The 12,732-nt window shown below is 66.3% G+C and carries 10 protein-coding genes, 2 pseudogenes and 1 CRISPR repeat array; of the genes and pseudogenes, 1 reads left to right on the forward strand and 11 read right to left on the reverse strand.

Going from position 1 to position 12,732, the window contains the following annotated elements:
* Window positions 1-153: 153 nt before the first annotated feature.
* From ACWDTF_RS20990 to ACWDTF_RS21000, 3 genes are all read right to left on the reverse strand, one after another.
* Window positions 154-594: an SRPBCC family protein gene (locus ACWDTF_RS20990; RefSeq protein ID WP_355275790.1), complete on the reverse strand. Its 441-nt coding sequence runs from the start codon at window positions 592-594 to the stop codon at window positions 154-156.
* Window positions 595-648: 54 nt separating this feature from the next.
* A complete protein-coding gene (locus ACWDTF_RS20995) occupies window positions 649-1,329 on the reverse strand; it encodes a DUF4166 domain-containing protein (protein WP_355275788.1) in 681 nt (226 codons plus the stop codon).
* Between the two features lie 190 nt (window positions 1,330-1,519).
* Complete coding sequence (locus ACWDTF_RS21000) at window positions 1,520-2,125, reverse strand: TetR/AcrR family transcriptional regulator (protein ID WP_240859802.1); 606 nt, start codon at window positions 2,123-2,125, stop codon at window positions 1,520-1,522.
* Between the two features lie 40 nt (window positions 2,126-2,165).
* Between ACWDTF_RS21000 and ACWDTF_RS21005 the strand changes: the two genes are divergently transcribed.
* Window positions 2,166-2,645, forward strand: coding sequence for a PaaI family thioesterase (locus tag ACWDTF_RS21005; protein ID WP_240859804.1), 480 nt, complete (start codon window positions 2,166-2,168; stop codon window positions 2,643-2,645).
* A gap of 3 nt (window positions 2,646-2,648) precedes the next feature.
* On the opposite strand, the gene ACWDTF_RS21010 is transcribed toward ACWDTF_RS21005, so the two are convergent.
* From ACWDTF_RS21010 to ACWDTF_RS21045, 8 genes and pseudogenes are all read right to left on the reverse strand, one after another.
* Window positions 2,649-3,473: a hypothetical protein gene (locus ACWDTF_RS21010; protein WP_449755008.1), complete on the reverse strand. Its 825-nt coding sequence runs from the start codon at window positions 3,471-3,473 to the stop codon at window positions 2,649-2,651.
* Between the two features lie 26 nt (window positions 3,474-3,499).
* Window positions 3,500-5,104: an HNH endonuclease signature motif containing protein gene (locus ACWDTF_RS21015; RefSeq protein ID WP_355275781.1), complete on the reverse strand. Its 1,605-nt coding sequence runs from the start codon at window positions 5,102-5,104 to the stop codon at window positions 3,500-3,502.
* Between the two features lie 85 nt (window positions 5,105-5,189).
* On the reverse strand, window positions 5,190-5,948 hold the full coding sequence (locus ACWDTF_RS21020; protein WP_449755011.1) for a DUF1266 domain-containing protein: 759 nt from the start codon (window positions 5,946-5,948) through the stop codon (window positions 5,190-5,192).
* Window positions 5,949-6,092: 144 nt separating this feature from the next.
* Window positions 6,093-6,707: pseudogene (locus tag ACWDTF_RS21025) on the reverse strand (serine/threonine-protein kinase); the annotation flags it as partial.
* 163 nt (window positions 6,708-6,870) lie between these two features.
* Window positions 6,871-7,695, reverse strand: coding sequence for a tyrosine-protein phosphatase (locus tag ACWDTF_RS21030; RefSeq protein ID WP_355275779.1), 825 nt, complete (start codon window positions 7,693-7,695; stop codon window positions 6,871-6,873).
* Window positions 7,696-7,892: 197 nt separating this feature from the next.
* Window positions 7,893-8,705, reverse strand: a complete 813-nt coding sequence (locus ACWDTF_RS21035; RefSeq protein ID WP_355275777.1) for a tyrosine-protein phosphatase — start codon at window positions 8,703-8,705, stop codon at window positions 7,893-7,895.
* 60 nt (window positions 8,706-8,765) lie between these two features.
* A pseudogene (locus tag ACWDTF_RS21040) lies at window positions 8,766-9,571 on the reverse strand (tyrosine-protein phosphatase).
* Between the two features lie 252 nt (window positions 9,572-9,823).
* A complete protein-coding gene (locus ACWDTF_RS21045; protein ID WP_355275775.1) occupies window positions 9,824-9,970 on the reverse strand; it encodes a hypothetical protein in 147 nt (48 codons plus the stop codon).
* 45 nt (window positions 9,971-10,015) lie between these two features.
* A CRISPR array of direct repeats spans window positions 10,016-12,595; the repeat unit is 29 nt; unit sequence GGGCTCATCCCCGCGTCCGCGGGGAGCAC.
* The last annotated feature ends 137 nt before the right edge of the window (window positions 12,596-12,732 follow it).

A 12,732-nucleotide genomic window follows, 5' to 3' on the forward strand; every position in this document is an offset into this window, starting at 1 on the left:
CAATGCGGGGGTCGGGGTTTTGCGGTTGGACGCCAGGGTACCCGCCAGTACGCCGGAGACAAGACCCGACGGGGACGCAGCCTAGTCACGGATCCGCAACACCGCGCCACACCCGTCACCGGGGTCTCGTCGTGGCCGTTGGGTGGCGGAAGGTCAGTCGGCCGCGCGTCGCTGAGCTTCGGCGGTCAGCCCCTTCTTGGCGGTGTCGACGGCCATCTTCTGCGCGCGCTTCACGATCAGGCCGGGCAGCTTGATCTTCAGATCCACTTCGAGGACGAATTCCACGTGGGCACCGTCGCCGTTCTCGGTGACGGTGTACTTGCCGTGCTGCTGACTCAGCTGATTCGACTCGATGAGGTGCCACTCGCACGTGGTGTCGGTCCACTCGTAATTGCAGCGCTGCTCGTCGGAGATCCCGGCAGCGGTGACCACCATCCGGACGGTGTCCGGTGTGCCGTCCTCATGCTCGGTGAGGATCTCCGCTTCCCGGTGCGGCCCGGACCAGTCCGGGAGGGACTCGATGTCCATCAGAACTTCCATGACCACCGACGGGGGTGCGGCGACGTCGAATTCGATTTTCGCGGAGACAGCCATGAGGTGAACCTACCTCGGCGCCGTCGAGCGGTTGCAGGGAACCACCGCGTCGACTCAGGTATCGCGATCGACGAGGCGTTCGGTCCATGCCTCGTCGGGGATCTCCTGGAGTGAGCAGAGTTGGTCGCTCGCGGTGAACCATCCACGGAGATGGAAGATCTCGCCGAACATCGGCGCGCGCACGGTGGCGTCGCACCGGAACCGGTCGTTGCGCTCGTCCCAACCCTCCATGTACTTCATCCGGGCGTCGAACAGGCGGCGCATGCCCAGCTTTGGCCCCTTGCCGAGCCAGTGCAGCGGGCCGCTCTCCAACAGGAGATCGCCCCGGGAGTTCACCGACACCTCGAGATCGGTCAGCAGTTCGGGTCCGTCGCCGAAGTGATCGCGGATGACGCCATTCTTGGCGAACACCTTGACCGAGTTGAATCGGTGCGGTCCGGACGAGTAGTCGAACGTCCGCAGGATCGCCAGACTCTCACGCTTCAGTTCGTCCTGGTAGCAGTAGTGCGACTCGCGGAACGGCACCATCCGGCTCGACCGACGCGGTAGCGCTGCTCGATTTCCGTAGTGGCGCAACAGCGGCGACGGCACCGCCGAACTCACGTAGATCGATTCCATGATTCCGGTGGCCATCAGCGCTACCCCGGATGTCGAGTCGATGCTGTACCGCCACGCCAGGTTCGGGTGCAAGCGGTCGAAGTCAGACCCCAGTGCCTGCATGAACACCGGCGTCATCTCTCACACTCCCCAACCGTTCGGGCGGGCCACTTGCCCGCACAAGCACCATCGAAGCAACGCCGACCCCCGACGGGCGCCTCACTTGAGGGAAGAACCTACTACGACCGGCACGACAGTTGAACACCGAAGCATGAATCGACCTGCACAAATGCAGGTTCGTGAACGAAATCCGCTGGGGCGGACGCCATCAGGCGGTGGCGACGCTTTGGGTCAGCAGTGCCAGTTCGCGAATGACGTTGTCGAGGGGTTCGACGCTGCGCTGCGTCTGACAGAGGCCGACCGCCCCCTCGATGGCCGCGACGATGAGGTTCGCGAGCGAGCCCGCCCGGTCCACGTCAACCCCCTCGACGACGAGCCGCGATGCCACCAGCTTGGTCCACTGTGTGAGGACTTCCTCGGCCACGTCGGCGACCTGAGGTTCGGTGCGGCGGGCCAGGCCTCCGGCGAGCACCGGGCAACCGAATTGGTAGTCGCTGTTGATGAGCATGCGCCGCCACACGTCGCCGATGTCGGTGACCGCGTCGGCGGCGGTATGCGAGCGCAGGGTCCCGAGTCGGTCGGCGATGAAGTCGCCTGCGTAACGCACGGCTTCCGTCATGAGCTGGGTCTTGCCGCCCGGAAAGTGGTGGTAGATCGAACCGCGCGGCGCCGAACTGGCGGCGATGACGTCGCCGATGGATGTTGCCGCCACCCCGTCGCGGCCGATCAGATCGGCGGCGTGGATCACCATCCGTTCGCGCGGTCCGCGCGCCTCGGAGCCCTGCGTCACCGACGCAGCGGAATGTGACGCCATACCGTCTCTCCTATGTAGGTCTTCATAATCGGCCGTCTCTATGCAAGCATACATAGTCATGACCACAGCTGAGACCAGAAACGACCCGCTGCAACTGTCCGGACTCGAGTTACTCCGGGCGTGGCGCGACAACCCGCATCGCGACGATCACCCGAGCATCGGACGCCTGCTCGGTATGCGGCCGGTGCGCATCGACGAGGGCGACGTGAGTTTTGCGGTCACACCCAAACCCGACTTCGCCAACCCGCTCGGAACCGTGCATGGCGGCGTCTGCGCGACCCTGCTCGATTCGGTCATGGGCTGCGCGGTGCACACCACTCTCCCGGCCGGGGTCGGCTACACGACCCTGGAACTCAAGATCAACTACATCCGGTCGGTCGCCGTCGACGCCGGCGAACTGACCGCGGTCGGCACGGTGATCCACGCCGGCCGCAAGACCGCCACGGCGGAGGGCAAGGTGTTCTCCGACGACGGCAAGCTCGTCGCGCACGGCACGACGACGTGCATCGTCTTCCGCTGAGCGTCAGTCGGCGGGAGCGGAACGCTGCGGCGGGAAGAATCGCCGCATCGCGCCGATCCCGACGGCACCCACGACGATCAAGGTGACGCCGAGGGTCGTCGACGTCGAATCGGTGACCAACCCGATGATCCCCACGATCAGGACGAACACCGGCACCCAGTCGAACAGACGCGCCAGCGAAGCCGGTGGATCGGTCTCGATGCCCTGTTTCGCCAGCGCACGATTGGGGCCGTAGTCGGGGTAGAACTCGGTGAAGGCGATCGCGAACACGGTGGCTCCGATCTGCACGATCCACCCGGTCCAGAAGTTCCCCGAGTCGTCGAGCACCGCGTCACCGATCGCGCCGGCGATCGCGGAAACAGCGAACGCCGCAACCCACGCCCAGGTGATCACGTAGTTGGTCCGGATGAACAGCGGCTGCTCCCAGAACTCCGAATCCACTTGTTCGCGTGCGTATTCCAGCGTGAACGGGCGTCGGATCACGATCGATCCCAACGCGAAGCAGACCAGCGCGACGTTGGCGATCTCGCCGCCCCACAGTTCCAGCCACTCGATGGTCCCCTTCGAAGCGAACAACCCGATCGCTGCGAGAACCGCGAAGAACGCGGTGTCGAACCACTCGAGAAGTTTGATGGTGTTCCCGAGCCGCCAATTGGCGAACACGACGAGAATCGCAAGGCCGAGCGCCGCCGAGACCGCTTCCTCGTACCGGCCCGGACCGGTGAACACCGACATGACGATCCATGGCGCCAGTCCGGCCAGCGGCGAGTTGAGAAAGGCACGGACCAACGAGGTGACGTGGCGGCCTGCGACGGTGTCTGCGCTCATGATCGGAGCCTAGTCGCCTCCCCTCTTCAGAGGAGGTTCTGGACGAGGTTCAGGGCCAGGCGTGCTTCTACCGCCGAGACCGGTGGTGGGATGGTCTCGGTGAGTTGGTATGTGGCCGACGCTGGCGGGTCGGGTTCGGTGTGGTGGATTCGGCCGCGCGCCTTCTCGAGTTGTTGGTCGAACAGTGCCCGGATGTCGGGGCGCCGGTTCACGCGCGCCGGATTGGGTGGCGCCCCGGGTCGGTGGTTACGCCGCCACCAGGTGCGTCCGACCAACTCGCCGCTGCGATACACCCCGGTGGTGTAATCCCCGAGCCGATCACTGACCATCCGATTGTGCTTCGGACACGCAGGTGCGAGGTCGACGATGTCGGTGCGCCCACCCTCGGCCCAATCACGGTGCGCATGATGCATTTCCACGTGCGTGGCCGGCTGATCACAGCCCGGCGCCGAACACACCTCCCCGTCCTCACGGGCAAACGACATCAACCGCTGCGCCAGGGTCGCGCACCGCTTGGACCGGCCCTCATACAGGGCCAGGGGAATGCTGTCGGCGAACACCGCCAAATACTGGTCGGCCTCGGCCGCCAACCGCACCACATCGGCCATCGGCACCAACGACCCGGTCGCCGTCGTACCGAACCCGGCCTTGGCGACCAGATCCTCGAGTTGCACCTTGATGATCAGCTGCACCGGCAACCCGCGATGGGTTTTGCCCAGCACACCGTCTGTGAACACTGCTTTCAGCAACGCCGAGAGCGCATCATGATTGCGTTGGGCCTGCGACCGCCCATCACGCGCGGCGGCTGCTTTCAACTTCTCGGGGTCGGCGTCATCTTCGGCACCACTGGGCGAGTCGGGATCGGTGGGGTTGTTGAGACCGGGTTTGGCCCACACCGCCAACAACATGTCCACCAGCGCCCGGGTTTCCGGATCAAGGTGCGCGGTCAGCTTCGACATCTGTTGCGCGTTCTGCCGATTCAGCCACAGATTGCGTTGCCGTTTACGGTCGGCGTCATCGGACAGTTCCCCGTCCGGATCCAGGTGCGCCAGCAGGCGTTGCCCCAACGCGTTGATCTCGTCGGGCGTGTGCTCGGCAGCCAACCCGGCCAGCGTCGCTTCCGCGGCGACCTGCTTGTCATGGGAAACCTTGTGCGGGATGGCATCCAACATCTCCGCGGTCTTACGCACGTGGCCGGGCCCCACCAGCCCGTCGGCGAATGCGGTCGCCAGCGTCGGATACTTCGGCTCCTTGAGCTGCCCATCGAATTCCCGGAACCGGCCGGTCGCGGCCATCTGATCTTTGCGTCGTGCCGGGTCCGACACCCGCAACTCGACATTCAGGAAGTTGGTCAGACTACGAAACCCCATCGCGCGGGGCACATTCCGATCCGACAGCTCCAGCACCTGCCGATTACCTTGAAACGTCATCCGATTGATCGCACGCTCCTGCGCCTGCGCAACGGCCACCAACTCGGCATCCGAACAGCGAGTCAGATCCGCAGCCGCCAACCGATCCAGCAACCCGTCGATCTCGGCGAGCACACCGGGAACCTCCGACAACGACGACCCCGCCGCTTGGTCGATCTGCTGATCCATGCTCACCCCCGAATCCGGACCACTCGAACTCACGTTCGAGAGTACACGAGAGTTGGCGACTCGACCACCCCTTTGTTTCAGTACGTGCAAAAGGGTTGCGCTACAACGAATGATCACGTCAGCGCAGTGGAAGACGGCACCACGGACTGGTCGGATCCATCACCAGCTGCAGGATCGTCGGCCGGGTCTCGGCGAACGACGCTTCGGCGGCACGCACCGGACGGTCGTCCCCCTCCGCGACGGTGAATGCGCGTCCCCATTCGAGTCCGGCCGCGTACTCGCGCCAATCCGGATACACCTGCGCGGCCTTCCGCCCGGCCTCGAGGATGACCTCCCACGCCCGGTACGGGTGCAGGAATTCCAGGTACGCGGAGTAACGCACGAGGATCACCAGTCTCGAGATGTCCCACGCAGCAACGCTTCCGGGTAGGACGTCGGGTCGTCCCTGCGTGTAGCCGACGATGCTCAGGCAGGTGTCGAGCACGGACGGATTGAGCGCCGGGAAGTCGTGCACGATGCGGTCGCGGCCGAAACTCCCCCGCGACCGGATGGCAGCCAGCACCGGATCGTAGTCCGGCGCATCCAGACCGAGCATCAACAGTTCGATTGTCTCCTCGGCGGATTCGCCGTCGATGATGCCCCAGGTCTCACGCAGCTGCTTGCGGAGGTTGCACTTGCTGCCGGTGACGAGCAGTTCATCGACCGGGTCGTCGGTCGATGACAACGCAAAGTAGGCACCGCAGGCCAGCCCACGCAGATGCTCGGGCGGATGCGGGTTCCCGGTCCACGCAATCGGTGAGCCGATCACCGGCGGGATCGGCGCCTGCACGTTCGTGGACGCAAAGGCGAGTGGCTGCTGCGCGACTGGTCCAACCACAGTCGACTGCCGCCAAACCTCGGCGGGCGGATGTGGCGTCGGCGCAGTCGGGACGGGTGCCGGTCCGATGGCTTCCGTCCAGCGGCCCGTGAGCGCGGCGACAAGATCGTCCGCGAAGTCCGCACAGCGGAGGTAGCGCTGCGACGGTGTCTTTGCCAACGCACGGGAGAAGACTGCATCGAGCTCCGGCGGCAGCGCCGGCCGACGAGACCGGGGCGACGGAACCGGCGAAGTGAGGTGATGGTGAAGCACCGCAACCAGATTGGGGCCCGAATAGGGTGGTGCTCCGACGAGCATCTCGAATATGGTGCACGCCAGCTGATACTGGTCGGCGGCACCGGTGAGCGGTTCCGCGGCTGCCTGCTCGGGTGCACAATAGGCCAGGCTCCCGACAAACGCGCCGGTCGACGTCAGTGCCGAACCAGAGTCCTGCGGCTTGGCGATCCCGAAGTCGGCTAGATAGACCCGTCGCCGTCGGCCCTGACCGACAAGGATGTTCCCGGGTTTCACGTCACGGTGCAGCAGTCCGTTCTCGTGGGCGTGGTCGAGCGCGTCGGCGACCGAGACCGCCACGTCGATCACCAGGTCGTCGGGCAGAATCCGGCCAGGTACATCGGCCGCGAGCGCTGCGACGTCCGAGCCGTCGATATAGGCCATGGAGATCCACAGCCGCTCGCGATGCTCCCCGCGGTCGTACAGCGGAACAATATTGGGATGCAACAGAGTTGACGCGACGTCGGCTTCGCGACCGAAGCGCTCGCGGAACTGTGCGTCATGTGGTACATGGGTGCGAGCACCTTCAGTGCATCCTGGCGCGGCAAGCGTGGGTGGGTGGCCAGGTACACCTCACCCATCCCGCCGACACCGAGCCGCCGGACGACCCGATAGCCGGCGAACTCGTCGCCCTCGTCGAGTGTGCCGGTCATCGGGTACTGAAATCTGGGTCAAGATACTTGTGCCGCAACGCATCCTGCTCTTCGAGGCCGACACCCAGACCCTCGGCGAAGTAATCGTCGATACTGCCGAAGCGCTTGTCGACCTCATCAAAGGCCGACTCCAGATACTTCCGCTCGACACCCAGCACCGGCCGGAGATCGTCGGGGTTCCCACCGGCCGCGGCGAAGGCGTCGAATACGGGCTTCAGGGCGGGGATCAGCTGCTCGTTGGTCAGCAGATAGTCGCGGAACACATCGTCGCTCGGTACGCCCATCAAGGTCAGGAACGATGCCGCGGCCCATCCCGTGCGGTCTTTGCCGGTGGTGCAGTGGAACAGCGCCGGCGTGTCGTCCTCGCCGAGCAGACCACGGAAGAAGCGCCGATATGACGTCATCGCGCTGGGTAGCGTGATCAGCTCGCGGTAGGTGCCGGAGATGATCGCCAGCGCCTCACCGTCTTCGAGGTACTTGCCGGCCTTCGCCACCTGCGCCGGGTCGGTGAAGATCGTGACGAGGTTGGCCGGCAGCGCCGCCGCCGCGTCGGCGAGGACGTCGAGAACCACCTCGTTCGCCGACGGGATGCAGACGTCCGGCTCGGCTGTGCGCTCGGCCAGCGTGCGCAGGTCGTAGACGGTGCGCAGACCCAGCTGCTCGAGCGCTGACACATCGTCGTCATTGAGGTGGTTGAGATCGGTCGACCGAAACACCAATCCCTCCCGCACCCACCGACCGTCGGTTGTTCGCCAACCACCCAGATCTCGGAGGTTCGGGAGGGTCGACAGAGCGATCGACTGGCCGGGCGTTCTGGTCATGCGGAGATCATTTCAGACGCGGAGACCGGCGCCGCGCGCAGCGCGCAGAGTTCATCCAGTCAGCGCCCAAGAACTCGAAGCCCCACCGCCAGCCGAGATGCGAGCCTGCGAGCCTCGTAGCCCTGGTGCGAGACGAGATCGGTTTCTCACCAGCGCCTTCGAGGGTCGGCAAGTCGGGAACAGCACAACTCTTCGAGTCAGTTGACCACGTAGTGCTCACGCAACTGGTCTCGCGCGTCGGCGTCGATGCCGAGGGCCTCGCCGAAGTAGTCGTCGATGGTGCCGTATTGAATCGCCACCTCGTCGAATGCGACGTTGAGGTAGGTGGCCGTCACACCGAGAAGGGGGCGTAGGAGGTCGGCGTCGCCGCCGGCCGCCTCGAAGCTGTCGAACACCGACGACATTGCCGGCAGGAACAAGTCGTTGGTCAGCAGATAGTCGCGGTACACATCATCACGGTCGACACCCATCAGGGTGAGGAAAGATGCTGCCGCCCAACCGGTTCGGTCCTTGCCCGCGGTGCAGTGGAAGAGCGTCGGCGTGCCGTCGAGCAGGCCGGTGAAGAACTCACGATAGCCACGCTTGGCGCTCGGGAGGTTCACCAAACCCCGATAAGAGCTGATCATGTGCTCGACGCCGCTGCCGTCGGCGAGACGTTCGTTGGCCTTCGCCACCGCCTCGGGGTCGGCGATCAGGACGTCGAGGTGCGCCGGGACGGCGACCTCGGCGGCGTCGGCGAGGACGTCGAGCAGCACCGCGCGCGCATCGCCGATCACCGGATCGGGAGCGGCGTCGGCCTCGGCGACCGAACGCAGATCAGCGATGGTCTGCAGACCCAGACCAGCGAGGTAGGTGCGGTCGGAATCCGACGCCTTGTCGAGGGCGGCGGACCGGAACAGCCGTCCGGTGACGACACGTCGTCCGTCGCGGGTACCCCAACCGCCGACATCGCGAAAGTTGGCGACATCGGTCAGCGCTGGTCTATCGATCTGCTCGGTCACGGTGACCATTGTGGCGCGTGTCGGCCGTCACCGTTGACGCAGGACTCATCCTCGGCCCGGCCCAGAGTTTCAGTCCTCGAGGTAGATATCTCGTAGACGCTGCTGTTCGTGGGAGTCGAGGCCGAGTGCGTCGGCAAAATAACCCTCGATACCGCCGAACGCCTTGTCGACCTCGGCGAAGGCGGTGTCGAGGTAGCTCGCATCGACTCCCAGCACCGGAATCAGCAGATCGGGGTTGCCTCCCGCGGCACCGAAGCGGTCGAAGACGGGTTTGAGTGCGGGCACGAGCCGATCGTTGGTGAGGAGATAATCCTCGTACACATCGTCTTTCGCCACACCCAGCAAGGTGAGCAAGGACGCCGCAGCCCATCCCGTGCGGTCCTTGCCAGTGGTGCAGTGGAACATCGACGGCGATTGTCGTTCGCCGAGGAGGCCACGGTAGAAAGCTTGATACGCCGTACGTGCGCTGGGCATCGACACCAGCTCGCGATAAGTGTCCCTGATCATCTTCTTGGCCTCATCGCCCGACAGCTCCTTGGTGACCGTGGCGACCGTGGCGGGATCGGAGAGGAAGTGCTGCAGATTGCCCGGGAGGGCTATGCCGCGTCGGCGAGCACGTCAAGGTGCAGATCGGCGACGCCGGGCAGGTCGGGATCGGGAAGAGCCTTGCGTTCGGTGGCCGACCGCAGGTCGTAGATCGTCTTCACACCGAGCGACTCGAAACGCGGGAGGTCGATGGACGCCATGAACGAGAAGTCGGTCGAACGGTAGATCAGGCCACCGCGCACATTCCGGCCGTGAGAGGTGGACCAGCCACCGAGATCACGCAGGTTGGGCAGTGTCGGAACAGGACTCGGGGCGGGCGTCATCGTCACACCCTCCAGTCTGCCCATGCGTCGGCGCGACCGACGCGCCGTGGCGCCGGAGCAACCGTGATTCGGCACAAAACGCGCTCTCGACACGGCACGAGGCAAAGCATGGGCTTCCACGGCCGATGCGAAGGCCGAAGGCCGGCCACCCTCGTGGGGTGACCGGCCTTCGGTTGTTCAATACGAAACGGGGTTTGGACTCAGAAGCCCATCCTCGTCGGAGACGAGATCAGAAGCCCATCCTCGTCGGAGACGAGATCAGAAGCCCATTCCGCCCATCTCGTCGCCACCCGGCAATGCGGGGGCGGGGTTCTTCTCCGGCTTGTCGGCGACGACGGCCTCGGTGGTGAGGAACAGAGCCGCGATCGACGCAGCGTTCTGCAGCGCCGAGCGGGTGACCTTCACCGGGTCGTTGAACTAGTGGCCGGCGACCCACGTGTTGAAGCGGTCGGGCTCATCCCCGCGTCCCCGGGGAGCACGCCATCCGGTACGGGCTGTCGCAGCTCGCGACGGGCCCATCCCCGCGTCCGCGGGGAACAGGACCAGCGGCAGCTGACCTGGAGGGCTCATCCCCGCGTCCGCGGCGAGCACCGAACTCACTCGGCCGTGGGCGGCTCTTTCCAGGGCTCATCCCCGCGTCCGCGGGGAGCACATCAGCGGTCAGCTGGATGCTGCGCTGTCACCGGGCTCATCCCCGCGTCCGCGGGAGCACCTCCGCGAAAGGATCGTGCTGCACGTCTGGCTGTGGCTCATCCCCGCGTCCGCGGGGAGCACCTGGCGGCGATCGGCGCTGGGGCGGGGCAGGCGGGCTCATCCCCGCGTCCGCGGGGAGCACGACGGTTTCCTGGACCGCCACGCTCGCAAGCAGGGCTCATCCCCGCGTCCGCGGGGAGCACGCATTCGAGTGAGGAGCCGGATCAACGTGAGGGGGCTCATCCCCGCGTCCGCGGGGAGCACAGGTTGACGAACAGGGTGGTCAGCGCACACCAGGGCTCATCCCCGCGTCCGCGGGGAGCACGCAGTGGGGCGGCAACGGCGCGGCCAACGTATGGGCTCATCCCCGCGTCCGCGGGGAGCACCTGAGGTCGCAGCCGAACACGGCTACAGCAGCGGGCTCATCCCCGCGTCCGCGGGGAGCACTTCTGCTCCGTCGTCGTGGTGAAGTCGTTGTTGGGCTCATCCCCGCGTCCGCGGGGAGCACAAGCTACCCGACGGTGAGGGCCGCATGGCCGAGGGCTCATCCCCGCGTCCGCGGGGAGCACCTTGCGGCGTGTCGCCGCTGAAACTGTGTCAGGGGCTCATCCCCGCGTCCGCGGGGAGCACTTGCCGGTATCCCCCGTCGCCGTGAGCTGGTCGGGCTCATCCCCGCGTCCGCGGGGAGCACCTGGTGTGGAGTTCGGCGGTGGTGGCGGGGAAGGGCTCATCCCCGCGTCCGCGGGGAGCACGGCAACAACGGGACCGTCCCGTCGTGGCCATGGGCTCATCCCCGCGTCCGCGGGGAACACTGGGAGATGCGCACCCCGTCGCACCAGAAGTTGGGCTCATCCCCGCGTCCGCGGGGAGCACCCTGCACATCCTCGAACTGGCCATTCGACATCGGGCTCATCCCCGCGTCCGCGGGGAGCACTGAATCCGGCCATCACGCACCACCGTTCGCGAGGGCTCATCCCCGCGTCCGCGGGGAGCACCGAGCATCGGTGCGGCGGCGATCAAACAAACTGGTGTCATCCCCGCGTCCGCGGGGAGCACGTGGATTCGACGGACACCGACCTTGATGACTGGGGCTCATCCCCGCGTCCGCGGGGAGCACGCACTCGAAGTCATGTCCTGCGTCGCCGCGTGCGGCTCATCCCCGCGTCCGCGGGGAGCACGACTCGCGTGTCGTGCAGTACGAGGGTGAGGTGGGCTCATCCCCGCGTCCGCGGGGAGCACGTGTCGGGGTACCGCAGGATTGTGCATCCGGAGGGCTCATCCCCGCGTCCGCGGGGAGCACTTGTTCGCGTCCTGCGAACCCGCACCAGCCTTGGGCTCATCCCCGCGTCCGCGGGGAGCACCAGGTGGCTTTCACGATGTTGCGGAACGTCTCGGGCTCATCCCCGCGTCCGCGGGGAGCACACTCCCGCGCCACCCGATCCATATCCGCCCGTGGGCTCATCCCCGCGTCCGCGGGGAGCACGATCACCACCGACATGCTGTCCCGCCAACGCCGGGCTCATCCCCGCGTCCGCCGGGAGCACGAGTTTCCGAACGACGACTTGCCGCCGCCGATGGGCTCATCCCCGCGTCCGCGGGGAGCACTGTGTGGCCTGCGGCACAGGCTGCCGCCACTGGGGCTCATCCCCGCGTCCGCGGGGAGCACCCTGAAAGTGTTCCCGTCACATGCTTCGGCGTGGGCTCATCCCCGCGTCCGCGGGGAGCACGCGTTCGCTCGGTTGGCGGCGGGCCTACCACCGGGCTCATCCCCGCGTCCGCGGGGAGCACGTGGTCGACGTGATCGTGGTGACCGTATACCCGGGCTCATCCCCGCGTCCGCGGGGAGCACTGGACTCCGTAGTAGATCCCGACGTGATGGGTGGGCTCATCCCCGCGTCCGCGGGGAGCACTGGAAGAGACCCGACGCCTCGTTGCCGCCGCTGGGCTCATCCCCGCGTCCGCGGGGAGCACTCGATCCGTGCGGCCTTCTCGCGCTCAGCCTTGGGCTCATCCCCGCGTCCGCGGGGAGCACATCCGCGGCTACATCGGCCCGTGGATCGAGGTGGGCTCATCCCCGCGTCCGCGGGGAGCACTCGCCGGGGAAGCCTCAGATTTGGCAGGCGAAGGGCTCATCCCCGCGTCCGCGGGGAGCACTGCGAGAACAGCGTGAGGAGCTTGTCCACACCGGGCTCATCCCCGCGTCCGCGGGGAGCACGACGACAGCGTGCGCCAGCGTCGGGAACCCGAGGGCTCATCCCCGCGTCCGCGGGGAGCACCCCCGTGTCGCCCGTTCACGCTGTCACTTCCTGGGCTCATCCCCGCGTCCGCGGGGAGCACTAGGTCGCAGGTATGCATTCTTATTGCTGCCAGGGCTCATCCTGTCAACGGCGGCTGAAATCTGACCCCTTATCGACGTTTGAATTTTGACCCCCTGTGGTTGGTCTATTGGTCGTGTGTGACGAGGTCTCGTCGGG

This window comes from Gordonia sp. NPDC003422 (genome assembly GCF_053588675.1).

Coding starts and splice junctions, on each gene's coding strand:
- ACWDTF_RS20990 (WP_355275790.1), bottom strand. CDS start 594: ATGGCTGTCTCCGCGAAAATCGAATTCGACGTCGCCGCACCCCCGTCG.
- ACWDTF_RS20995 (WP_355275788.1), bottom strand. CDS start 1,329: ATGACGCCGGTGTTCATGCAGGCACTGGGGTCTGACTTCGACCGCTTG.
- ACWDTF_RS21035 (WP_355275777.1), bottom strand. CDS start 8,705: ATGGTCACCGTGACCGAGCAGATCGATAGACCAGCGCTGACCGATGTC.
- ACWDTF_RS21010 (WP_449755008.1), bottom strand. CDS start 3,473: ATGAGCGCAGACACCGTCGCAGGCCGCCACGTCACCTCGTTGGTCCGT.
- ACWDTF_RS21005 (WP_240859804.1), top strand. CDS start 2,166: ATGCAAGCATACATAGTCATGACCACAGCTGAGACCAGAAACGACCCG.
- ACWDTF_RS21000 (WP_240859802.1), bottom strand. CDS start 2,125: ATGGCGTCACATTCCGCTGCGTCGGTGACGCAGGGCTCCGAGGCGCGC.
- ACWDTF_RS21030 (WP_355275779.1), bottom strand. CDS start 7,695: ATGACCAGAACGCCCGGCCAGTCGATCGCTCTGTCGACCCTCCCGAAC.